We start from the raw sequence: 24,226 nt of genomic DNA, 5'->3' as shown, positions 1-24,226 counted from the left end.
TATTGCTGCATTAGCCGGACACGCTCACCGCACTATGGCAACCAGAAATTCCGCGCCGTTGGCGAGTTACATTGATCTCTTGCTGGACGCCGTCTGTGCGGTCGACAAACAAGGTCGCTTCGTATTTGTCAGCGCGGCCTGCGAGCGTATTTTCGGTTATACCCCCGAAGAGCTGATCGGCCAGCCGATGATCGATCTGGTGCATCCCGCCGATCGTCAGCGCACCCTCGATGCCGCGCGGGAGATCATGGGCGGCGACCCCAAGCTCAATTTCGAAAACCGCTACCTGCGCAAGGATGGCCGAGTGGCGCACATCCTCTGGTCGGCGCGCTGGTCGGAGGTCGACCAACTGCGCATCGCCGTTGCACGCGACATCACCGAGCGCAAGCAGGCCGAGTCCCGGCAAGCGGCGTTGTATGCGATCTCTGAAGCGGCCCACGCGGCGGAAGATTTACTGGCGCTGTTCAAACGCATCCATTTGATCATCGGCGAATGGCTGCCGGCGCTGAATTTCTCCGTGGCGCTGTATGACGAACACTGTGCACAGCTGAATTTCCCTTATCACGTGGACGACCTGGAGCTGCAACCCGAGCAGCCCGGAACGATCACCGGACGTCTCTGCGCCGAGGTGATTCGCAGCGGCCAGCCGATTCTACTGACCCCGGATCAGGACAATCCACCGACGGGGTTTGAGGCGCTGGTCGCAGGCCAGCATTCACCTTGCTGGCTAGGTGTGCCGTTGAACTCGCAAAACGGCACCATCGGCGCGTTGATCGTCAAAAGCGTACCGGGCGGCGAGCGCTACACCGAGCAGGACAAGGAACTGCTGCAATACGTCTGTGCCCAAGTCGCGACAGCGATCGAGCGCAAGCAATTGCATGCCCGACTGCAACGGATGGCACAGTACGACCCGCTGACTCAACTGCCCAACCGAGAGTTGCTCCGTGACCGGCTTAAAGACTCACTGACGCTGGCTCGGGCGGATTCCGGGCGTATGGCATTGCTGTATGTCGACCTCGACCGCTTCAAAGAAGTCAACGACACTCACGGCCATGCAGTCGGCGACATGCTGTTGCAAGCGGTCGCCAATCGGCTCAAGGGCTGCGTGCGTGAAACCGACACCGTGGCGCGAATCGGTGGTGATGAATTTGTGGTGTTGTTGCACAGCATCCACGCGTCGGAAGACGCCAACAGCGTGGCAGGAAAAATCCGTCAGGTTCTGGCTCAACCCCTGCGCCTGGATGGGCACAGCGTGAACATCCTGCCGAGTATCGGCGTCGCTCATTACCCCGAGCACGGCACCGAGGAAAAGCAGCTGTTCAGGCATGCCGATGAGGCCATGTATGCCGTCAAGCGCGAACATCACCAGCGCCTCGAGGCCTGAAAAATCTGCCACCGTTCGTCGCCGCGATTTCAACTTTTCTAAACCTTTGCGGTGATCGAAATTCTGATCCTATGCGGGCTCCTGCTCGCCGCGATCATCACCAAGAGGTAGAGAATCATGCCTAATTCAAGAAACTCGAACTCGGGAAACTTCGCCAACGATCGAACGAAGGCGTCTGAAGCCGGTCGCAAAGGTGGGAAAACTACCACCACGACCGTCGATAAAGACCCTGCGAAACCCGATATGGGCCGCAAAGGTGGTCAGAAATCGAAGTAACGGTGAAGGTAGTTTTGATCGAGAGGCGGGAGCGTAAGCTCCCGTTTGAATTTTTTACGAGGAGGGCGCGACCATGAGCCGGATGGCCACCCGATTACGCAATGCCAGTTTTGCCACGTTGCTGGGCCTGTGCGCCAGCAGTGCCTTTGCCCAGTCCCCCGCTGAATTCATCAACGATGCATCGGCCAAAGGCATGGCCGATATCGAAGCCAGCCGCCTGGCGCACCAGAAAACCGAATCCAAAGAGGTCAAGGACTACACCATCGTCGTCATCAACGACCGCACCACCGCCAACCAGCATCTGGCGAAAATCGCCAAGCAACTGGATTTACCGGTGGCTCCGCGTGAAGAGGTAGTCGATAAAGCCAAAGGCTTGATGCCGCAAGTGCAGGACGGCGCGAGCTTCGACCAGGCCTACGCGGCCAGTCAGGTGAAAACCACCCAGGAAGCCATCGAACAGCTTCAACAGGAAGCGCAGACCACCGACGTGCCTGAAATCAAAGCCTTCGCGGAAGAAACGTTGCCCAAACTGCAGAACCACCTGCAAATGGCCAAGGCGCTGCAAGCCAGTCGCTAACCCACGAAGTGCGCGGGTGACCTCGGGCCACCCGCGATGTCCCGATCAGCATTCATTCAAATCCTGCTTACCTTTTTCCTGGACGACGGTGCCGTCCAGGGAAATCGTTTCGCCCTCGCCAAGTTGCCGATACTGCTTTCTCAGCGCTTCCAACTGCTTGAGATCCAGCGCTTCGAGCCCCAGCATCGCGTTCTGCGCATCCTTCGTCACCCGCAGCAACTCATCGATCTTCAAATGCAAAATGTCCGTGTCGCGGTTCTGGGTGTTCTGGATCAGGAACACCATCAGGAAGGTGATGATGGTGGTCGAGGTATTGATGATCAGCTGCCAGGTGTCGTTAAAGTGAAAAATCGGCCCACTCAGACCCCACAGAAAAATCAGAATGATCGCCCCCATGAACGTCTTGGGGCTGCCCGCCCACAGGGCAAGTTTCTGAGCGACTTTTGCGAATTTCATTGCCGTGTTCCTTATAGGGATGCGCCTGATTTTCAGACAGCACGGGCATGATGAAAATTCTGATTAAATTCTGGGTTCAATGAAAAGCCGGTAGCTCGTACCTCGGTAGGCCGGAGGAGCTGACGAAGGCTGCGATCTGGCGATCTTATAGGACAAATTGACCCAGATCTGGATGGAAGAAATCTCTGTTGTTCCCAATTCTTGGTTGGATTCTTTCTTTGTGCCGGTTTGTGTCTAGTATCAAAGGCAATCAATTTGCCAGCATGCAAACACACGGATCGAACCAGATAAGAGGCCACTCATGGAATTCTTCGAAAAGTTAGCAAGCTTAGCCGCCAAAGTTCGTTTGCAAGGCGCTGCCATTAAGACGGAAGAAGCGACCAAGAACGCGTTTGTCATGCCATTTATCAGTACGGTGCTGGGCTACGATGTCTTCGATCCGACGGAAGTAACTCCCGAATTCGTTTGCGATATTGGAACGAAAAAGGGTGAAAAAATTGATTACGCAATCATGAAGGGAGGAGAGGTTCAAATCCTCATCGAGTGCAAAAAAATTGGTGAGCCGTTGCACATCAATCACGCCTCCCAGTTGTTTCGCTACTTCCACGTCACCAGTGCCCGAATCTCTATCCTTACCAACGGTCAGGTCTACAAGTTTTTCACCGACCTGGATGCGCCCAACAAGATGGATGAGAAGCCATTTCTTGAGCTCGACCTTCTGGATATCGACGAGTATTCCGTCCCCGAATTGGTCAAGCTCACCAAGTCAGCCTTCGACGTGGATTCGATCATCAGCGCCGCAGGTGAGCTGAAGTACGTCAGCCAAATCAAAAAGGTCATTGCTTCGCAGGTCAGCAAGCCTGATGACGACTTTGTGAAGGTGTTCGCGTCGCGTGTATACGACGGGGTGATTACTCAGAAGGTCCGTGAACAGTTCCATGAGCTAACGAGAAAGGCCGTGGTGCAGTTTCTCAACGACCAAATCAACGACAGGCTCAAGTCGGCCATGAGCGGTGCTATTCAACCCGCGTTAGCCTCTTTGCCGGTTTCTTCCAGTGGTGCTGAGCAGCCGGACTTGCGAGACGAGTCAGAGGACAAGGTTCTGACAACGCTGGAAGAACTGGAGGGGTATCACATCGTCCGTGCCGTCGTTCGGTCTGTTGTCGATGCAAAGCGGATTGTTCAGCGCGACACCCAGAGTTACTTCGGCATTTTGCTCGACGACAACAACCGCAAACCGATCTGTCGTCTGCACTTCAATCGTTCACAGAAGTACATCGGTATTTTTGACGAAGAAAAGAATGAAACCCGGCACGCAATAAACTCGATAGACGACATCTACGAATACTCGGATCACTTGAAGAAGACTGTTGGATATTACGACTAACCACGATGATCGATTGGCAGAAGAAACCGGCCCTTGAGGCCGGCTTTTTTTTGGATTTCTGTTCACTCCGCCAACGTCACGTCCACCGACCAACTGAAGTACCCCAATGCCTCGCAGCTTTTATTGATCAGCATGAATTTCAGTTCGCACGCAGCCACCCCAGCCGCCAATTGCGTGCAATGCCAGTAGTGATCATCGGCCAGGTGGCTGCCTGGTTGGGTCGGGTTTTCGGGATCGGGTGCGGGGACTGTCAAGTCTGTGTGGACCACCAATTCAGGCGGTGAAAGGACCCCGGGATTACCTACATGTATCTCGTAGAACACCACGCTGTGTTCGGCGAGCAAGCTGACGGTCCTGCCACGGATTTGGAAGTTCTTTCCGTTATTGGCGGTAAGCGTCATTAAGCTGTCATTAATTGTACTTTGTGTTGGTTTTGTACCGCTGATGGAAAAGATCAAACCTTCCTCAATCATGGTCGGGTTTTGCGGCTCAAGACTGGGTTGCGGATAACGTAAAAGTAGCGATTCGGCATCGACGATCAGCAGCACATTATTGACTGGCGCGATACTTTTCGAAGGGGAGGCAATCGGTTCGGAAGTCACCATGGATTCCTTTCATGATGTTGATTCAAGACGGCAGCCGCATCGGTTCAAGCAAGACATCCCGTCCCGGCCGAAGCGGCAACGAACTCGGTAGGCCCCTCGTTGCCAAGGGGCCTGGTCATCGTCAGTTACGGATGGTAATGAACGGATCCCACGAGCAGCAGCCTACGATCTTGCAGTCGCGATCGACGATCAGGAAATGGAAGTGGTAGGTCACGCTACCGCACGAAAGTGTTTCCGAAGACCAATAATGGTTATCGACTTTCTGGCAGCTCGGCACCGACGGGTTGCTGGTGTTGGGGACGGCAACGCACGCTGTGGCCTTGCGGGGCGTGGGTGTGGAGATCAACTCGTTGCCGACGTTGCCAACAAACTTGTAGAAAATCACTGCAGTCTCGAAGCTCTGCGACAGACTGGTTTCACGCCAGCGAATCAAGTCGCCTACCTGGGCTCTCAAGTTAAGTTCGCCACCGGCCTGGCCGCTGACCACGTTGTTCTGATTGGTCACCATGTACACATGATTGACGTCGATTAACGTCGGCGAGGCAGGGTTTTTGCTGATGTTCGGGTAGTTTTTCAGAATGGTTTCAGTGTCGATTGAAACAAGTACATCCGTGACTCGAGACATAGTAAAGCTCCTTGTTCATAGTGAATGCCTGGCATCTTCCAGGCACAACAACGCTTGCTTGCCTTACGGCCGTTGCGAACACACTACGGGCGGAACCCACCTGTCACGGGCATGAGCTGGCCTTGCTCCTTGCGTGCAAACTAACGGGTTCGGGTTCCTTCCGACGGGCCGCGATTGGACTATAGATGTGAATTTTTGGCTGTCAAAATTGCTTGGCTTCTAGTTCGACGAACGGTCGGTTTGGTTATGGCTTCAGAAGATTTTGCGATAAAAAATGCTCATTCAAATCCTCTTTGTACGTTTGGTCCCATGGGTATTGGCGGGTTAATTGACCGCTTTCGCCATAGGTCGGATAGGGCAGAGCGCACCGGTCGAGGTATCGTAGCGAACCGGTTTTCCGCCTCTTGCTACAACAACGCACCGACAGGAGAACGCAATGAGTTGGTCCGCCAAACAATACGTCGCTTTTGAAGATGAACGCACACGTCCCGCCCGTGACCTGCTGGCCGCGATCCCTGCTGTGGACGCGCGCTCGGCAATCGACATCGGTTGCGGCCCCGGCAATTCGACCGAGTTGCTGGTTGAGCGCTTCGCCAATGCCACGGTGCGTGGCTTGGACAGTTCGACCGATATGATCGACGCCGCCCGCAAGCGCTTGCCGCAGGTGCAATTCGATACGGCTGATATTGATACCTGGAACGAAAACGGCCCGTTTGATGTGATTTTCGCCAACGCGGTGTTGCAGTGGGTTCCCGATCACGCCCAGTTGCTGCCGTCACTGGTGGCCAGGCTCGCACCCGGCGGCTGCTTGGCGATTCAAATGCCTGACAACCTCAATGAGCCGTCGCACCGTTTGATGCGCGAAGTCGCAGCCAATGGCCCGTGGGCCGAAAGACTGGCTGGGGCCGCTGGCCAGCGAACGGAAATGGAGAGTGCCAGCGGTTACTACTCGATGCTGCGCCCGCACTGCTCACGGGTCGATATCTGGCGCACCACCTACCATCACCCGCTCGCGGGTGGCGCGTCAGGTGTGGTCGAGTGGTTCAAGGGCAGCGGATTGCGACCGTTTCTTGATCCGCTGGATGAGGAGGAGCGGGCGCAGTATCTCAAACAGTATCAAGCGGCAATCGAACTGGCCTATCCGCCGTTGGCCGATGGTTCAGTGCTGCTGCCGTTCCCACGGTTGTTTATCGTTGCGACGCGTTGATGCATTAATGAAAAAGGGACACATTCCGCTCTTTTCGTCTGTCCCTTTCGCGTACCAATGGCCGAGAACTCCGTCGTAGCTAGGCGTCAATCAGCTGATCGATCAAAACCGCGTTGCTATAGATCAAGCTTCCATCACTCGCTCGATGCCCGACCAAATGGAACTGACCGCGCTCGTTGTGTATATAGACGCGCATCTGGCAGTCGGACAAAGGGGCGTATCCCTCTGGCAATTTCAACTCCAGTGTGTCCATGTCAACATCGACCATGGCTTCACGTTCATGGGTCTTCTGCAGGCGTTCTTCAGCGTCCTCCAGACTCTTATGGAGGGGGCCATCGACGTAAAAATGGATTTCACCCATCGGGGTCGACTTTTGTTGTCCGTTGACTTTGCACCAGCCTTCGATCGTCAAGGCACTCATGACGAAATCTCCGTTGTGGACGGCTGGACGCTATAGCTCTTGGCCGTCACTTGTCTGACCGCAATGCATAGGCAAGGATCTTCGCGGGCGCTTTTAGACGATCTTTGCCTTCCGTAATCAGACCTGATTATAGCTGGCAACCGGACCTCGCTTGCTCGACGTGTCGTCCAGGCGAGATGTGTTGCTGAATAGTTACAGTTATATATAGCGAATAGATTTTAAGTGATCAAGTTGACGCTGAAGTTGGAATATCCAGGCAACAAGGCTTTTCAGGAAAAGCGTTTGTTCCGGCCATGAACTATACTTCCTGCGGACTTTGCCACAAAGATAGGTGGTACTTGTCTAGCCTGTTTTGGCGTCAGATTAGTATTGATTTGACGATGTTGTTCTGTGGCGATGCTTAGGCATACCGATGAGTAACAGGAATAGGATGAAAGCAAAATGGCAATGGCAATTATTCTTGTACTAATCGTTATTGCATCTGTGCTGTTCCATATACTAGCGCCTTGGCATGCGACACCGGCAGCTTCCAACTGGGGGTCAATCGACACCACCCTGTTCATCACCCTGATCATCAGCGGAATATTTTTCATCGCCATCACGGTATTTATGGCGGTAGCCGTGATGCGTTTTCGTCACAAGGAGGGCGCCAGGGCGCACTATCAGCCAGAAAACAAAAAACTGGAAACATGGTTGATTATCGTGACCTCGGTAGGTATTGCCGCGATGTTGGCGCCAGGCCTGGTTGTTTACAGTGACTTCATCAGCGTGCCAAAAAATGCTTATGAACTTGAAGTGGTCGCCCAGCAGTGGCAATGGGCCTATCGTTTTCCCGGCCAGGACGGGAAGCTGGGCAAATCGGATATTAAGTTTGTTAATTCCACCAATCCCTTCGGCCTCGACCCCAAGGATCCTCTTGGGCAGGACGATGTACTTATAAGAAGCAATGAAGTTCACCTTCCGCTCGATCAGCCGGTGAAAGTCTTATTGCGTTCCAAAGATGTACTGCACAATTTCTATATACCGCAGATTCGCAGCAAGATGGACATGGTGCCTGGGATGGTGTCGTACTTTTGGTTTACGCCGACTGTCATCGGGAAGTACGAAGTCCTTTGTGCTGAGTATTGTGGCGTAGGTCATTACAACATGCGCGGCCATATGATCGTGGAAGAGCAGGGCGCCTTCGATCAATGGCTGAACAGCCAACCGACTTTTGCGCAGACATTAACGACAGCTGCCAAACCCAGTCAGGACAGCGTGCTGGAAAAAGGTCGCTTGTTGGCCGAAAAATACGGCTGCGGTGCCTGCCACAGCCAGGATGGCAGTACCAGTCTCGGCCCGGGATGGAAGGGGCTGTACGGCCGCACTGAACAGTTTGCCGATGGCACCAGTGCACTGGTCGATGAGGCCTACCTGAAAGAGTCGATCCTCGATCCGAGGGCCCGACTGGTACAGGGCTACCCGCCAGTCATGGTGGCCTATACTCTCACTGAAGATGAACTGGGTGCTGTCGTCGCCCTGATCAAATCGCTCGGTGCCGGGCAGCAAGACGTTGAACCTGGCGAAGCGTCGAGCCCAGGTGACGATTTGGCGGCACAGGGGCAGGGGTTGGCTCAGTCGCTCGGCTGTCTGGCCTGCCACAGTGTCGATGGCAGCAAGGGTATCGGCCCCAGCTGGCAGGGCCTGTATGGCGAGTCCGTAACCCTTGCCGACGGTTCGACGATAAAGGCCGACGAGGGCTATATAAAGGATTCGATTCTTAATCCCGGTGCCAAAATCGTCAAAGGCTACGCAGCCGTCATGCCGGCCTTTACCCCGAGTGATCAGGAGTTGAACGCACTGATCGCTTTTATCAAATCCAAAGCGAATGCCGACGCTGATGCGAGCAAGGCGGAGCCAGGGAAGTAGCCGTAAAGCAGCCAGGAATGCACCGAAACTTCGAACCGGAGGATGACGTGATGGCCTATGCGGAGCAAGCCGAAACAGAAGCACTGCACGAGCCCAAAAGCTTCCTGACCAAATATATCTGGAGTCAGGACCACAAGGTCATCGCCATTCAATATTCCTTGACGGCTATATTCGTGGGCGTTATCGCCGTGGTGTTGTCCGGCTTGATGCGTATACAGCTTGGCTTCCCCGGCACTTTGGAGTTCATGGACGCCAGTGCTTACTATCAGGCGATGACCATGCACGGCATGATCATGGTCATTTACTTACTGACGGCCTTGTTTCTGGGTGGCTTCGGTAACTATCTGATCCCGCTGATGGTGGGCGCCCGCGACATGGTCTTCCCCTACGTCAACATGCTGAGCTACTGGTTCTACCTGCTGGCGGTAGTGGTGTTGCTCTCCAGTTTCTTTGTCCCTGGCGGCCCCACCGGTTCGGGCTGGACGCTCTATCCGCCACAGTCCATTTCTCAGGGGACACCGGGGGTCGAGTGGGGCATCGTCCTGATGCTCGTCTCACTGGCGATTTTTATTGTCGCAGCCACCATGGGCGGGTTGAACTACGTCACCACGGTGTTGCAGGCGCGCACGCACGGCATGACATTGTTTCGCATGCCGCTCTCCGTATGGGGAATCTTCATGGCCTCGATCATGGCTTTGCTGGCCTTCCCGGCGTTGTTCGTCAGCGCGGTCATGATGCTGTTTGACAAGCTGTTGGGCACCAGCTTCTTTATGCCGGCGATGATCTCGCTGGGGCAGCAGCTCGATCACCAGGGTGGCAGTCCAATATTATTCCAGCACCTGTTCTGGTTCTTCGGCCACCCGGAGGTCTACATTGTTGCTCTCCCTGCGTTTGGCCTGGTCTCCGACTTGATCAGCACGCATGCGCGTAAAAACATCTTCGGCTACCGAATGATGGTGTGGGCCATTATTGCGATTGGCGTACTCAGCTTTGTGGTCTGGGCGCACCATATGTATGTCAGCGGAATGAACCCGTACTTTGGCTTTTTCTTCGCCGTCACCACCTTGATCATCGCAGTGCCGACCGCACTGAAAGTCTACAACTGGGTGCTGACCCTGTGGCGCGGCGACATTCATCTGACCGTGCCGATGCTGTTTGCCCTGGCCTTTATCGTCACCTTTCTGGTCGGCGGTCTGACTGGCTTGTTTCTCGGCAATGTGATCGTGGATATTCCGCTCTCGGACACCTATTTCGTTGTGGCTCATTTTCATATGGTGATGGGTGTCGCACCGGTACTGGTGGTGTTCGGCGGCATTTATCATTGGTTCCCGAAAGTAACCGGGCGCATGTTGAATGACACCCTGGGCAAGCTGCATTTCTGGATTACCTTCCTGGGCACCTACGCCATCTTCTTTCCCATGCACTACCTGGGTTTCCAGGGCATGCCACGCCGTTATTACGCCTATGAAAACTACGCGTTCATCCCGCAGTCGGCGCAAGATTTGAATGCCTTCATTACGGTGGTTGCATTGGCCGTCGGCGTTTCCCAGTTGCTGTTCCTGTTTAACCTGGCCTGGAGCACGTTTAAAGGTAAACCCGCAGGCAGTAATCCCTGGGGCTCGGCCAGTCTGGAATGGCAAACGCCGAACACCCCGCCGATACACGGTAACTGGGGAGCGAAGCTGCCGGTCGTGCATCGCTGGGCCTATGACTACAGTGTGCCGGGGATAGAACAGGATTTCGTTCCGCAAACAGTCTCCGCCGAGGAGCTGGAGCAGATGCGGCAACTGAGTGCCGGAACCACGATAGCGGACGTTAAACCATGAGCAGGCTGCTATTGAGAAACGCCGACGGCGCTGACCCCGGCGGCAGCTGGAATCGCGATCCACAGGGTATCGGGGCCGGCGAGGGGCCCGATCGAAACCAAATCGCCAAAACAGGCCTGCGCTTGTTCCTGGTTGTGGTGAGTTCGTTGTTCTTTCTCTTCTTGCTCGCTTTTATCGCCCGTTCACAAATGACCGACTGGCTACCACTGACAGAGCCTTTGGCGCCGTTAGCCAATCTCTCGCAGTTATGGCTGAACTCGGCTTTTCTGGTACTCAGTTGCGTCGCACTGCAGTGGTCGCGTATGGCCGCCCGAAAGGCTCGACTGGGTGCAACTGTGATTGGTTTTGCATTGGGGGGCGTATTCGCCATTGCTTTTCTGGCGGGACAGTTCTGGGTCTGGCAGCAGTTTGTCGCCTGGGGTTACTTTCTCGCCAGCAATCCGGCCAACAGCTTCTTCTACCTGTTGACCGGCCTGCATGCGCTCCACCTGCTGGGCGGGCTGATAGCCTGGGGCATAATCGTTGCTAAATTCCTGCAGCGCGTGCCGTTACCGCAACTCAGCGCCAGCGTAGAGCTGTGTGCCATCTATTGGCATTACTTACTGGGTCTTTGGTTCGTGCTATTCGCTCTGCTGACCAGCACGCCGGAAACCTATGAAGCCATCGCCCGATTCTGCGGCCTGAGGTGAAAAGCCATGGCATCGCACCCACTTGCCCCAGGTGAATCCAATCCACCAGACTCACAGCCTGCTCCGGGATGGCAGGGCATCGCCAGCGACTGGGCCTCGGATAGAGAGGTCTTCAAGCAGGTCCCTTGGGGCAAGGCGATGATGTGGATATTCCTGCTCAGCGATACTTTTATATTCACCTGTTTTTTAACCGGCTACATGTCGGTACGCATGACCATCACCACTGCCTGGCCGAACCCCAGTGAAGTGTTCGCATTGACGATCGGCGGTCAGGCGATCCCACTTATTTTGATCGCCATCATGACCTTTGTGCTGATCAGTAGCAGCGGCACCATGGCCATGGCAGTCAATTTCGCCTATCGCCGTGATCGTGCGAAAACCGCTGCCCTTATGCTGGCGACCGCTGCCTTGGGTGTGGCCTTCGTCGGCATGCAGGCATTCGAATGGAGCAAGCTCATCGCAGAAGGGGTGCGTCCCTGGGGGAACCCCATGGGGGCGGCGCAGTTTGGTGCCAGCTTTTTCATGATTACCGGTTTCCACGGACTGCATGTGTCAATCGGCGCCATCTACCTCAGCATTGTGGCGCTGAAAGTAATGCGGGGAGATTATGAGCGCTCCGGAAACTATCAGAACGTCGAGATAGCCGGGCTTTACTGGCACTTCGTGGATTTGGTGTGGGTGTTTATTTTTGCTTTCTTCTATTTATGGTAGAGGAGCGCTGGTGATGGCACATGCTCAGGGTCAGCAACATCCAATCAGCTTGTACCTTAAAATCTGGGGGCTGTTATTCGTCCTCAGCACGCTGTCGTACCTTGTCGACTATTTCCACTTCCATGGTTACCTTCGGTGGTCCCTGATTATCACTTTCATGTTGTTGAAGGCCGGTTTAATTGTCTCCATCTTCATGCATATGGCCTGGGAACGGTTGGCCATGGTCTACGCCATACTGGTGCCACCGTTGTGTTTGCTGGTGCTCATTGGACTGATGGCCACCGAAGCGGACTATGTTTTCCTCAGCCGGGTCATTTCCTTCGGCCAATAAGCCGCTTCCGGATGGCCTTCAGTCTCAGAGGCTAACCCGATATCACTCGCTTGAACTGATGCCATTTGTGCTGCCAGGCGACTGTCCAATGGGGGGCTGCCGCTCCCGTTCCGGCAATCTCCAGCGCTGGGTGATGTCCGATAACCCCGTCCAATACCGACTCCTGAGCCGGCTCGACATCTACGAAGAAAATATGTTTTCCCTCTTCTACCACCTGTTTAAAACTGCGGAAGTGAGCGTTTGGCACCTGGATACCAAAAAAACCGCCTTCCCAGATGCAGAAGCCACATACAACAATGGCAAGAAAGATAAAAGGCATCCAGCCTGCAGCGGATTCGGTCCAGCCCAGCCAATAGGCGACGCCAAGAACCAGCGCCGCGAGAGGCACACCGATCACTGCACCAATTTCGCCGGAGCGGACAACATCCTGCTCCATTAACGAGTTGATTTCGTGAAGGTGATGTTGTTCAACATCGGCAACGTGTTGACTGAGCACATGAATTTGTTCGGAATTGATGCCGCTGGCTTCCAGTTCATCTTCAACGGCTTCAAGATCGTCGAGATTGTTGCTGATGTAATAGTGTCGGTTCATGCCACACCTCCCATCTCGTGCTTGCCGTAGACCTCCTTTGTCTTGCAACTGCCGGTCGAGATTTGCAGTCGGTATCAGTACCCGTGGGCAACGTTGTGCGCTTCATTCAAGCCATAAAAAAGTATAGCACTGCATATCATTCAGGCATGGGGACGGGATGCATGCGGTCTGATGCTCCCGGCAGGTTCCCCGGCACCCCAAATTCAGGGCACAAAAAAACCGGTCACAACGGACCGGTTTTTTTGTTCCTGCATCTCCCGTCAAAACCCTCCTGACGTGAGATCAAATTCGATTGGAGCGGGTGAAGGGAGCAGAAGTATTTATAGAATACGGGGCGTTTAGGGTGTTCTATGATGCTGGTGTACAGGTGGGTGTACAAAAATTATTTCCACTAGTAGGTGCGAGCTACGGTTGTCGTTACGGTCGAGGCGAGGCTGTTTTTTCTTCGGCACATCTCCAATACCGAAAATGCTCGATATCACATGCTTGGGTGCTTCCTTGATGACAAACGAAGTGACCTACCTGCGGACATGTCAGCCAGACCATGGGCGATTGGGACGCCTAAGGCTATCGGGACATTGAGTTTGATGTGGTCTCGGGGCAGAACTATGACGAAGACGGGAACGCCAACGGTGCTGGACGCACTCTTGCGCTGCGGTCGCGGAAAAATACGCGGAACTCATCGAGGTAGAGTTGTGGCGGTAAATTGAAGAAAACCGTCAGGACGTCGCCTAACAGGTCACTTGTTGGATAAAAATCCTGCTTGTGCGGGCATAAAGAGTCCATGACGACCTTCGGCTCCAATAAATGTAGGCGTGTTGCCAATACCTTCGTCTACAGCAATCAAAAGGGCACAACTATGTGAGTTGATTGCTTCGAATGCCATCATGTAAAGGGCATTTTTTGACGTATTCCTATGTTGTGCGGCCCGACGCTGCTGGATACTGAATGGCATACAGCCAACCTTAGTGCTCGATCATATGCACGCCTAGCATATGCAATGTATTGTGACGCGCCGGATCAAGATCGATGGGAGTTGTGCATGGGCATGTAGACAACGCCCAAGTGAGTAACGTCGATGATCACCCCATCAGTTTTCGTCTAGCCGCAACAATTTAATCTATACGTATTTTGCTGATTTACATGACGAACTCAGAAAATAACGCGCGTAAAGGGCGAGTCTGCTACAGCTTGAAGACCTAGGAAAGCATCGGGGAAGTTCTAAAAAAAACGACTTGTACACCGTTCGTCAGAAAGGTGGTTGCGGAGCATCGGCGCTACTAATCTAATTTTAGCGAATCGAAGTTGCTCAACCTGTTAAAAAGTGATCGACAATGAAAATCAATAAAATATTTAGTGAGAATTTAAAGTCATCAGTTCGGCCTATTTTAGGAGGCCGAGCATATGAATTGGCTTTCCTATTTTAAACTAGCAGCATTGTTATTATTTGCGAGTTGCTCTTTTCTCACGTTCGGGCAACAACCAGTCTTGATAATCCCACCAACTGTGGATGCCCAAGTCAAGGGTATCGCCGTATCCTCTGATGGTAAATTAGTCGCGACATTAAGTTTTTCCTCTGGAAACTATAACAGAGGATTCATTCGAATATATCAGACGGAATCAATGCTCGAAATAAAGCGAATAACTATTTCCACCGACATATCATCGCACAACATTAATTTTTGCCAAAATAATGATTGCATAATAACAAGGACAGATTACGGGTTCAATGAAGTACGCTTTCTTGAGCCCGGCAGTGATAAATCCATTTACATCGAGGAGCCTGGAGTTTTAGACATAGTGAAAACTAAGGCCGTGGAGGCAGACACTCTTGCATTAACTACAGCTGGATCGATAATTACTTTTTCAAGTGATGGAGTGCGGCTAGACAAAAAATTGCAACCTGTAAAGAAAGCATCAATTTCATTTTCTGGCGAAAAACTTGCAATCCTTACCAATGATGGGGACTTACAAGTGATTACAAGGAGCGGGGAAGTTATAGCTTCAACGCCGTTAAAAGAAAAAAGCAACAGCTATAGTGATATTTTGGTTAAAGACGGCGGTGAAAAAGTTATTTTATTGTCAAAAGACGGAAATGTGTTTGCTCGATCATCAAAAGATATTGTAAACGAAAAATACATCACCACTCTGGACGGCGAAGTAATTTCACTTGATGACTCAGGACGTTTGATGCTGCGTCACGAATATAATGGGAGGTCTTTTAGTATATTTGACTTAGATCGACAGGTAGATATCTGTAAGGATGATGTTTTTGATGAGCACATTACAGCAGGAACTATAAGCCCAAATGGAAAGGAGTTTTTTCTTGCGACAACGGAGTCTTCAATAATGAGATATCAGATAGACGCTCCAGACACTGCTCGTGATTACACACCAAAGTGCTATAAGATTATAAACCAAAACCAGGTTATCTCACATATTTATGGAAGTTTCTCTATCGATGATAATGATATATTGATAATGCCTACACCTCATGGGATTTTACGCCTCAACCTGCGAACAGGCTCATCAGTTACGCTGAAAATGAAAGGCACCACTTATGGTTACGACCAGAATATTTCCACCTCAAAAGATGGATACGCAATTAGTTATGACGACTCTGAAATAGTAAGCACTCATTTATTTAAAAAAAATGAATGGACTGTAGATGATTTTGAAATGAATTCAAGTGGCGGGCCGTATAACAAACCACTACCCGTAGCGCGGCCAGCTATTTCGATAGATGGAGACCTCATTGCCTTTCCGAGGGGAGAAGCAATAAATGTGCTTCTATTAAAAAACAAAAAAAAGATCTGCAAAATACCTACATCCACATTTCTCCAGAAAATTTTTTTTTCATCCGGTCGCAACGAGTTAGTGTCTGTGAGTTTAGATGGCATTCGCTATTTTTCTCTTAAAACATGTAACCTGACAAAATATTTAGAAGCCAGTACTTATGGTGGATTTGATAGCCGACCAATTGGAGGTTCACCCAATATCACGATTAGTGGGTCAGATATCGTAGGTTCTTCTTATGCCAATGAGATAATTTTAGTTTCACGAAATGGAAACAAAATACTAAAGCTTGCAAGCCTCCCGAAAAACTCGTCCTCAATCGCCTCTATATATTACTCACAAGATAGAGGCTTGCTTATTATAGGTTTCGAAGGGAATTCAGAATTGACGGAGCGAAAATTAGACGAAAGCAGTGTGCTTCTGTTCGATGTATTACATAACGAAGAAATATGCCGATTTAACGAGCATACGGACAGCGTAGTGAAAACGGCTGTCTCGCGTGATGGGAAATTAATTTTCAGTGGCAGCAAGGATGGCACGCTTAGGATTTTTGATGCTCAGCAGTGTACTCCAATAGCTCAAATTTCTATAAGCGGTGATGGAGAGCCAATTATAACAGATGCACGAGGTAGATTTTCAGTCCCGTCCTTAGAGAATAATAATTACGCTCACTGGGTTCTCCCGGAAGCCCCGACAATACCACTCTCATTCGAAATTCTCGCACGAGACTATTTCGAGCCATTTCTTTTGCCTCGTATATTCCTTGGAGATAGTTTCTCAGATACTCCGCCTATTGAGGAGTTAAATTTGGCCCGTCCGGATGTTGAAATATTGAGCGTTACACCTCGTAAAAATCAGGACGAAAACGGGGTAATATTAGTAGATGTAACCGTTAAAGTTTCAGGGAGGTGCGATAACGTATCAAAAAATAGGACAGACTGCTCGTCTGCATATGATTTGAAGTTATTTAGAGACCATCAATTAGTTGGTCAGAAGCCAGACGACAGTTCGAGCTTTGTCGATCTATCTCCCTCAGGAAGGCAGAACTGGCTTAAAAAAAATATCGTTGCTGATCGTGATAAACCACCATCGGAATTAGTATTCGAGAATGTTCGCGTCGCAGCGGACCCAGATTATCAAAAAGCACTTTTTTCCGCCTATGCATTTAATGAGAGTGGTATAAAAAGCGAGACCAGTACTTTAGATTTTGAGTTGAAGGGGAACTATGCAAAGCTTAAAAGAGTTGCATATATTGTATCTATCGGAATAAATAGCTTTCAGGATAAATCTTGGGATTTAAATTGGGCAGCTAACGACGCTCGTCAGTCAGCAGATGCGCTATATAAGTCGTTAAAAACAGTGAAGCTCTCAGATGGAAGTTTGCTGTATGATCACGTCGTTAGTGTGCTGCTTACTAGTGATGCTTCTGTCGATAATCTAAAATCGCACGGCGACAAATTAACAATTGAGAATGTTATAAAAACGTTGTCAGGGCAAAAATTAAGCACTGATCTCCCTGGCGACATTGATGTTACCGGAGGAAAACTTCAGCGCGTTTCCCCACATGATTCATTTTTTTTAACAATATCAACGCATGGATTTATCGATTATGAAGGGCAGTTCTATTTTCTACCATCTGATACTGGCTCTGTTTTCAAAATTAAAAACTCTGACAAAACAAAAGAGAATTTTTCTCGCGCCATTTCTAGCGAAGAACTAAAGTCATGGATGATCGGACTTGATGCTATTTCTCAGATTCTTGTAATAGATGCTTGCCATAGTGCTGCAAGCATCGAAGAGAATGACTTCAAGCCTGGACCGTTTGGAGCTAAGGGATTTGGACAACTCGCATATGACAAAGCGATGCAAGTCATAGTCGCGTCACAAGCAGATCAAGCCGCAATAGAGCAAAAAAACATTAAAATGGGATTGCTTACATACGCGTTGATTGACCAAGGTTTAAATAAAGGAAAAGCAGGAAGCTCGTCCCCCTATGATGAGCGAATCACATTAACTTCTGACTGGCTGCGGTATGCTAGCCAAACTGTGCCGTATCTTTATAAAGAAATAAGTAAAGGAAGACTCAAAGGTAGCAGAGGCACGATAGAGTTCAACTCAACTCCTGAAACAGATGAAGCCCGGAGAGCATCTGTACAGCAACCAACGTATTTTAACTTCTCCAGGGGTATTGATTTTCCAATCAAGACGCCTTAATGAGTAACTAATAGAGAGTTTTGTATGAGGCTGATTCGATAGATAGAGAGCGTCGTGCAACGGAAGTGTCGTGATTGAGGTATTCAATATTGATACTAAAAGCACTGAAAAAATTACGTTGTCTTGTTACTTTCTTGACATTTCTGCTTGTGCAGATATAGTTAATTTAAGTTATTTTGATTCCCTCCGCCATACCATAACTTTAGCCAAGTCAAACTATTTTGATGGAGGCGCTATGTGTGCAATCGTTAAATGGGTGACAAACACATTGCTTATTGCAGGCTTTGTTCTCACCATGCCGCAGGCGGTATCACAAACTGAAGTGTCGCCTGGTGACGCATCAAAGTCTAAAAATGTACAGGCTTTACTCATAAGCATAAATAAGTACGGCGAGGCAGGGCTACCTGAACTTTATGGTCCTCCTAATGATATTGCATTAATTCAAAGCGTTTTGATAAACCGTTTTAAAGTTCCAGCAGGCAACATCAAGATATTGCGTAACCCTAATCATGAAGTGTTAAGGGATGAGTTTTCAGCTCTTGCGAGTAGGATAAATCGTAATGATCAAGTATACATTCATTACTCAGGGCATGGGTCCGTTGCTACTGACAAGTTAGATCGAAGAGGTTGGGATCAAACATGGGTAAGTTATGGAGCTCGTAACAAAGCTATTAAAGGAGTTAATCAAGTAGATGTACTCGATAAAGAAATCGCTGTCTGGTTGCAACCGATATACACACTCACTGAGGATGTAGTTTTCGTATCCGACTCCTGTAACTCAGCAAGTGTTTCACGAGGCTTTCAAAATAAGGGCGTAAGAAGTGTTAGATCTGACCCGCAAGTCCATCCACTGCTTGGTAAACTGCCCAAAGCACCAGCTCCAAGTGTGGGACTGCGAATTGGTGCAGCACGAGATTTTGAGCCCGCAGTAGAATTAGATCAACGAACAGGAGGGAGTTGCGAGGATAACAAGTATTGCTATGGCCTATTTACTTGGTACTGGGCTAAATCACTCGCTGAAAGTCGCCCTGGAGAATCTTGGGGCGATGTATTTCAACGGGCGAATGCTAAGATCATCACAATTCCGAGTGCATCTCAGCGACCCCAGATGGAGGGACGTCCTAATCGAGCAGTATTTGGTGGGCATTTTTCTCCTTTTAGTCAAGAAGTAGAAATTACGGAAGTAAGAGGCGACAGTACTGTAATATTAAATGCGGGAGCTATTAACGGTGTAACTGTAGGTTCGCAGTATCAGAGTAATTCCAATGCATCCAAAGCTGTATTGCGCATAACTTTAGTTAAATCTAGCACGAGTGAGGCGATAATTGTTAGCGGTGCAATTCTCGCAGGCGATACAGTTACTGAAAGCGTCCATTTATATAGTACGCCGAAAATCCAGCTCGGCGTGCTTACAGTGGATATGTTGGATGGCGAAAATTGGCTCACACGTATCCACTCTGAGTTCAATGATACGGAAAGCAGTAATCTTTCGGGTTTTATTGTGAATACCAGTCCGAAGGATGCAGATTGGATTCTGACACTCATACGCCCAAAGCCATCAAAAAAGTCCGTTAGTAACGTGGATGAAGCCAAGCAGCTGCCTCCCAGTTTTAAATGCACGGCTCATTGCCCACCACCACAACTGTGGGTCGTTTCAAGACAGGGCATGCTGCTGGATCAAAATATGCATTTTGATTTGGCAAACTTTCAGAGTGAGATGGCTCGTCTAAAGAATAATTTGCGATTGCTTGCATGGTCGCGGGAGGTTCGGGGGTTAGCCGTCCATGGCAACAATACGAAAGTCAAGGCAAAAATCTCAATTTATCGTCCTCCCCAGCCTGGACTTACCTGCGAATCCAGCCAATCACCAGGCTCGAACTGGACTCACTTTGGTCCTTATTCAATGCAGGATTCAGCAATACCGGCCAAGTTTGGTGATTGCCTATCCTTTCAAATCGACAATCAAGATAATGAACATACTTGGTACGGCTATATAGTTGCAGTTGGCCCTGACTACGCCGTACGAACTGTTCTTCCAAAACCTGAAGCTAACAGTGACGAAGCGCGGATACAGCCTGGAGAAAGCTTGAAAGAGGATAAATTATTTTATCGCTTAAACCAAACAGGCAAAGAAACCATTATCCTTTTTGTTAGCGATAGCCCATTCAACGCCCATAGCTTAAACCAAGGAGGCTCGAGAGGAGTTTCAAATTCGGCTTTAGAGAGCATACTCGCCGCAGCCTCGAAAGGAAAAGGGGAAGTCGAGTCAATATCTGAGTGGGGTGCTATTAGTAAAGAATTTTTTATTAAAAAAAATTAATCACATGTTTGTGGCTAAATAAAGAAGAGGGGTTAAATATGCGCTTATTAGCAATTTTTTTATCGACAATACTTGTCGGATGCTCAAGTCATTTAGTGGAGCAGGCTACAGATAGTTTAACGCCTGGTATATTTCTTGAGCCGCAGAGTCGAGACGTACTGCCATTAGGCGTAGAGTTGCGGCCTGTGTATCCAAAGGGATTAGAGGTCACGAAAATATCGGAAGGCTTTCGAAGCCGACTTTACAATGATGTTGCCAATTACTGTTCTATAGCTTACGGCCACTTGGTGAAACTTGGACCATGCGACGGATCAGAGCCTATTGAGTTTCGTCGCGGGCTCTCAGAGTTAGAGGCGTCTGATCTATTGAAACGAGATATGATCGGCGCCCAACGCACTGTGCAATCCGTCGTACATATAACTCTTACAGATTCGCAATACGCTGCTTTATGTGATTTCGTTTATAACGTGGGGCCTTCAAATTTCAAAAAATCTACATTGTTGAAAGTCGTTAACGAAAAGCGGTTTGCCAATGTTCCATTGGAGATGCGACGCTGGATATTAGCGGGAGGCAAAGAAATTTACGGACTTAAGAATCGCCGTGAGCGGGAGATTAAACTTTTCTTTGATGGAGAGCCGACACCGCGCACAGTTGCGCCACTGGATATTGATTTGTCACCGATTGATATACGTGTTGGTCAATAATAAAACAACAATTTGAGGCGCTACGATGAAATTTTCAGGCGGAGTATTGATAATTGCAATATTTGCACTAACTGCTTGTGGGCTTTATCCTGCGAGCAAAGACGCTAGTGAGTCACTCCTGAAGGGATGTGCGGATAGCGATATCAATAGTAAGTCAGTACTCTATTTCGGTCCGTCCAACCAAATTGGACCTGGATCTGTATGGAGTCGACTTGGCTCGTCTGGTGGTTATCAACCTCAATGGCGACTTCAGGATCTTGGTATGGACAGCCGCGTGATCGACGTAGGAAAGAGTTTTTCGTGTGACCTCAGCCAAAACACAAAATTTGTAACTAGTGCCAGTCTGAGCGTAATTAGCTCAGTTGCAAGCGCTTCCGCAGAGGCCAAGGCAGATTTCTCACATGCTAGGGTAGTTAAAGTTTCAACTACAGGAGCTGCCTGGGATACCTTGGTTGGAGGTTTGTACGTTGCACAACTCAAGTCTGTTGTTGATCCCGAAATTCGCACAGATGTATCAGGTGTCAATCGAATTATCTTACGGCGTGCGCTAAGATTAGATGGCTATCGAGTTACGTTAGAGTTCGATAGCTCTGTAGCGTCGGAGATAAAAACTAAATACTCAGGAAAAATACTTCGGAAGGAAACTGTTGGTGATGTTGGTGCGGAATTGAGTGCTACCTGGTCTGGCGGCAATAACTTGGAGTTAGTGGCTGCTGATAGCGTGTATGTAGCGGGGGAGTTTGCGCAAATAACTAATGGAGAGTGGACGTCTACCAGAGGAAGCGGCAGCATTTCCGATTTGGGTGATCGTTGGGTTCTACCATATAAGTCGAAACAATGAATCTGGAACACTTAATAAACTGAGTTCGATTGTCGGCCAGTGCATATTAAATTCGACTTTTTGGAATTTTATTATTTTGGAGCACAAGCCGCTTCAAATCCTCCATCATCTAGTCATAATTTTGCAAATCGTAACGAGCTACCTGCTCACCTGCTACTGCCTCTGATGGGCCAAACCGAGAGCGGACTGTCGCGCATAAAGTTGGTAAAATAGACCACAAGCTGACGCATTTGGGTGTGTGTTTCTGAGCGGGATCTTTTAAGTCCTTTTTTGTCCAAATGAGCTCAAGGGAAATGATAGAGCCCAAATGCGTATGCCTTAGCTGATACGGGCATATTCAAATTTATTTGCCCTTTCCGCTTGATAAGTGACACCCATAGTGCAACAGTATTAGTAGAACACCCTAACTGATACGTGAGGCACATCATGTTCATCCGCGCATATCTCCGAGCATCAACCGAAGAGCAAGACGCCAGCCGCGCCCAGGCCTCGCTTGAACAGTTCGCCAGCGACCATAACAAGGACATTGCGAGCGTGTATCTGGAGAATGCCAGCGGCGCCTCCGCAGACCGGCCCGAGTTGCTGCGTCTGCTTAAAGATGCGCGCAAGGGTGACGTGCTGCTGGTGGAGTCAATAGACCGGCTTTCCCGCTTGCCGGTGGAGGACTGGCAGAAGCTCAAGGCCACGATTGATTCCAAGGGGCTGCGCATCGTAGCGCTCGACTTGCCAACGAGTCACCAGGGAATGCAGGACACTAAGGGGGACGAGTTCACTGGCCGGATGCTAGGCGCAATCAACTCGATGCTGGTGGAAATGATGGCCGCCATTGCCCGCAAGGATTATGAGCAGCGGCGCGAGCGCCAGGCCCAAGGCATAGAAAAGGCGAAAGCCCAAGGCAAGTATAACGGACGCCCGGTGGATACCAATCTACACAAGCGCGTGAAAGAATTGCTTGAGGCTGGCCTGGGTATTCGAGCGACTGCCCGTCACGCTAATTGCTCCACGACGACAGTCCTGAGAATTCGCGATCTCTAAACTTTCGCCTCAGCTTGTTCGGATGATGAGTCATTGGATGCAATGGGTGGTGCGGCCGGTGCGCTCTTTTTGTGAAGCGCTGCGCTTGCCAACGCGGTTACCTTTTCTACAAACCCGGGCACACTTTTAACAGCATCTTTCACTACGTCAGAAGCAAGAAACTCATGCCAAGGACTACCGAAGCTGTCGTTTTCTACCAGTCGTAATGGCTGTTCATCAAGTCTGGATAGTGCAGATCCAAGCAACTGCTTCTCCAGCTCCGGATCAATTCGTGCGGCTTCGCGCCGGTATCCTTCATACGCTCGGGAGATAGAAGCTTTAAAGGCATAATCTTCCGACAACCTGAAACGTTGACCGATTTGCTTGGTTGAGAGCCAGGCAAACCATATAGGGCCGCCAACAGATAAGATCGAGAGCACCAGATTGATACCGACATTGAGGCTTTGCGATTGTGGATTCGCAAGGTCTTCCGCCAGATTTCTCAGCTGCCACGAGCCGAAAACCCCACCAATTAATAGCGAAGTAACCAGCCCACCAACCCAGCCCCACATTGAGTTATCCAAAGCCTTAGACCGCTCAGAAAATGCGGCAGCTAACCCTAAGCTCGTTGCAGATGAGTAAGCTGATTCACATCTTGCCAATACTGCTGAAGCCTCAGCCGCGCTTTTTTCCATTTTCTCGTCGAGGTCATCCAAGGACTCCCTGACAGTTGCAATATGAGCTCTATCTCTTTCGGACTCACCCAGTAGTACGTTTACTTTTTTCTGAGACTCCTTGAGAGTCTCGAGATCTGTGGGCAACTGATCAGCTGCCTCATGCGCACTCTCAATCTGCTTGACCATCTCGTCTATATCGGAAGCACGAGAGCTCAGATCTTTGATGCGAGTTTCCATTCCGCGTATCTGGCCACCAGCGCGTTTTAGATCCAAGGATTGTTTTTGAGCTTGCGCCTTCGAGTCCACCAAAAGCGGGAGCAAAACCCGCTCGATCGCAGCCATGGTGATTAGAAAAGAGGACGTTGCAGCACCTTGCGAGGGCAAATGCGGAATTGTATGCGTTCTGAGAAACGCAAGTCGTTCTGTTAATCCTGTAAGGACGGGGATAGCCGCTGTCGAGGGATTAGTACCAGCGCTTGAAATTCTTTCAGACAGGTCTGTCACATGAAAAAGCAGCTCACTCTTAGTGACCCCTGGTAATTCCCAGTTTCCATGCAAAATACTAATCGGCGAATTACTCGAGAAGGCGGCTTTCACTGCTTCTGCAACAGCTGCTAATTCGGCGACTATAGGTTCGTAGGCAGCATTCACAATGATCCACTCCT

General features: G+C 50.1%; 22 protein-coding genes. 15 read left to right on the top strand and 7 right to left on the bottom strand.

All coding sequences use genetic code 11. The annotated features are described in order from the left end of the window. Positions 1–34: 34 nt before the first annotated feature. The 3 genes from ACA056_RS22075 (at position 35) to ACA056_RS22065 (ending at position 2,237) form a co-directional block, all read left to right on the top strand. Entirely contained in the window at positions 35–1,384 is a 1,350-nt protein-coding gene (locus ACA056_RS22075; RefSeq protein ID WP_497267761.1) for a sensor domain-containing protein, read from the top strand. 117 nt (positions 1,385–1,501) lie between these two features. Beyond that, positions 1,502–1,660 carry a KGG domain-containing protein gene (locus tag ACA056_RS22070; protein WP_010462447.1) on the top strand — a complete coding sequence of 53 codons (159 nt, stop codon included), beginning with the start codon at positions 1,502–1,504 and terminating at the stop codon, positions 1,658–1,660. A 73-nt stretch (positions 1,661–1,733) separates the two neighbouring features. After that, the gene (locus ACA056_RS22065) at positions 1,734–2,237 is read left to right on the top strand and encodes a DUF4142 domain-containing protein (RefSeq protein ID WP_497267759.1); all 504 of its coding nucleotides are present in this window, start codon (positions 1,734–1,736) and stop codon (positions 2,235–2,237) included. Positions 2,238–2,282: 45 nt separating this feature from the next. Here ACA056_RS22065 and ACA056_RS22060 read toward each other — a convergent pair whose 3' ends face one another. Then, positions 2,283–2,693, bottom strand: coding sequence for a low affinity iron permease family protein (locus tag ACA056_RS22060; RefSeq protein WP_497267757.1), 411 nt, complete (start codon positions 2,691–2,693; stop codon positions 2,283–2,285). Between the two features lie 301 nt (positions 2,694–2,994). Between ACA056_RS22060 and ACA056_RS22055 the strand changes: the two genes are divergently transcribed. After that, positions 2,995–4,080 (top strand): type I restriction endonuclease, encoded by a 1,086-nt coding sequence (locus tag ACA056_RS22055; RefSeq protein WP_429512153.1) that lies wholly within the window; start codon positions 2,995–2,997, stop codon positions 4,078–4,080. Between the two features lie 62 nt (positions 4,081–4,142). Here the strand turns inward: ACA056_RS22055 and ACA056_RS22050 are convergent, their stop codons facing one another. Beyond that, entirely contained in the window at positions 4,143–4,682 is a 540-nt protein-coding gene (locus ACA056_RS22050; RefSeq protein ID WP_497273582.1) for an AidA/PixA family protein, read from the bottom strand. Between the two features lie 124 nt (positions 4,683–4,806). Beyond that, on the bottom strand, positions 4,807–5,310 hold the full coding sequence (locus tag ACA056_RS22045) for an inclusion body family protein (protein WP_347803664.1): 504 nt from the start codon (positions 5,308–5,310) through the stop codon (positions 4,807–4,809). Positions 5,311–5,746: 436 nt separating this feature from the next. Between ACA056_RS22045 and tam the strand changes: the two genes are divergently transcribed. Beyond that, positions 5,747–6,517: a trans-aconitate 2-methyltransferase gene (gene tam, locus ACA056_RS22040; protein ID WP_497267754.1), complete on the top strand. Its 771-nt coding sequence runs from the start codon at positions 5,747–5,749 to the stop codon at positions 6,515–6,517. Between the two features lie 79 nt (positions 6,518–6,596). Here the strand turns inward: tam and ACA056_RS22035 are convergent, their stop codons facing one another. Continuing rightward, complete coding sequence (locus ACA056_RS22035) at positions 6,597–6,938, bottom strand: hypothetical protein (protein ID WP_497267752.1); 342 nt, start codon at positions 6,936–6,938, stop codon at positions 6,597–6,599. A 441-nt stretch (positions 6,939–7,379) separates the two neighbouring features. Between ACA056_RS22035 and ACA056_RS22030 the strand changes: the two genes are divergently transcribed. Genes ACA056_RS22030 through ACA056_RS22010 form a run of 5 tightly spaced genes read left to right on the top strand, consistent with a single transcriptional unit; the run spans position 7,380 to position 12,403 of the window. After that, positions 7,380–8,846 (top strand): c-type cytochrome, encoded by a 1,467-nt coding sequence (locus ACA056_RS22030; RefSeq protein WP_497267750.1) that lies wholly within the window; start codon positions 7,380–7,382, stop codon positions 8,844–8,846. A gap of 50 nt (positions 8,847–8,896) precedes the next feature. Continuing rightward, entirely contained in the window at positions 8,897–10,672 is a 1,776-nt protein-coding gene (gene ctaD / locus ACA056_RS22025; RefSeq protein WP_497273581.1) for a cytochrome c oxidase subunit I, read from the top strand. After that, positions 10,669–11,361 carry a cytochrome c oxidase subunit 3 gene (locus ACA056_RS22020; RefSeq protein ID WP_497267748.1) on the top strand — a complete coding sequence of 231 codons (693 nt, stop codon included), beginning with the start codon at positions 10,669–10,671 and terminating at the stop codon, positions 11,359–11,361. The genes ctaD and ACA056_RS22020 overlap by 4 nt, the downstream gene beginning before the upstream one ends. 6 nt (positions 11,362–11,367) lie before the next feature. Further along, on the top strand, positions 11,368–12,072 hold the full coding sequence (locus ACA056_RS22015) for a heme-copper oxidase subunit III family protein (RefSeq protein WP_497267746.1): 705 nt from the start codon (positions 11,368–11,370) through the stop codon (positions 12,070–12,072). Positions 12,073–12,085: 13 nt separating this feature from the next. Beyond that, a complete protein-coding gene (locus ACA056_RS22010; protein ID WP_497267744.1) occupies positions 12,086–12,403 on the top strand; it encodes a cytochrome C oxidase subunit IV family protein in 318 nt (105 codons plus the stop codon). A 31-nt stretch (positions 12,404–12,434) separates the two neighbouring features. Here the strand turns inward: ACA056_RS22010 and ACA056_RS22005 are convergent, their stop codons facing one another. Both ACA056_RS22005 and ACA056_RS22000 read right to left on the bottom strand, forming a co-directional pair. Further along, positions 12,435–12,995 carry a magnesium transporter gene (locus tag ACA056_RS22005; RefSeq protein ID WP_497267742.1) on the bottom strand — a complete coding sequence of 187 codons (561 nt, stop codon included), beginning with the start codon at positions 12,993–12,995 and terminating at the stop codon, positions 12,435–12,437. Positions 12,996–13,734: 739 nt separating this feature from the next. Further along, positions 13,735–13,950 (bottom strand): hypothetical protein, encoded by a 216-nt coding sequence (locus ACA056_RS22000; protein ID WP_497267740.1) that lies wholly within the window; start codon positions 13,948–13,950, stop codon positions 13,735–13,737. A 449-nt stretch (positions 13,951–14,399) separates the two neighbouring features. Between ACA056_RS22000 and ACA056_RS21995 the strand changes: the two genes are divergently transcribed. The 5 genes from ACA056_RS21995 to ACA056_RS21975 all read left to right on the top strand — a co-directional run bounded on the left by ACA056_RS21995 (position 14,400) and on the right by ACA056_RS21975 (position 22,905). Beyond that, a complete protein-coding gene (locus ACA056_RS21995) occupies positions 14,400–18,005 on the top strand; it encodes a hypothetical protein (protein ID WP_497267738.1) in 3,606 nt (1,201 codons plus the stop codon). 70 nt (positions 18,006–18,075) lie between these two features. Then, positions 18,076–20,325, top strand: coding sequence for a caspase family protein (locus ACA056_RS21990; RefSeq protein ID WP_497267736.1), 2,250 nt, complete (start codon positions 18,076–18,078; stop codon positions 20,323–20,325). A 38-nt stretch (positions 20,326–20,363) separates the two neighbouring features. Beyond that, positions 20,364–21,029: a lysozyme gene (locus ACA056_RS21985; protein ID WP_497267734.1), complete on the top strand. Its 666-nt coding sequence runs from the start codon at positions 20,364–20,366 to the stop codon at positions 21,027–21,029. A gap of 25 nt (positions 21,030–21,054) precedes the next feature. Next, a complete protein-coding gene (locus ACA056_RS21980; protein ID WP_497267732.1) occupies positions 21,055–21,870 on the top strand; it encodes a hypothetical protein in 816 nt (271 codons plus the stop codon). A 426-nt stretch (positions 21,871–22,296) separates the two neighbouring features. Continuing rightward, positions 22,297–22,905, top strand: a complete 609-nt coding sequence (locus tag ACA056_RS21975; RefSeq protein WP_497267730.1) for a recombinase family protein — start codon at positions 22,297–22,299, stop codon at positions 22,903–22,905. On the opposite strand, the gene ACA056_RS21970 is transcribed toward ACA056_RS21975, so the two are convergent. Beyond that, on the bottom strand, positions 22,902–24,212 hold the full coding sequence (locus ACA056_RS21970) for an AAA family ATPase (protein ID WP_497267728.1): 1,311 nt from the start codon (positions 24,210–24,212) through the stop codon (positions 22,902–22,904). The two genes, ACA056_RS21975 and ACA056_RS21970, sit on opposite strands and share 4 nt — an antisense overlap. Positions 24,213–24,226 lie beyond the last annotated feature (14 nt).

The organism is Pseudomonas sp. LBUM1666, assembly GCF_059695775.1.
Note: the sequence above shows the minus strand (reverse complement) of the source record. Positions and strands in the feature narration are given on the sequence as shown.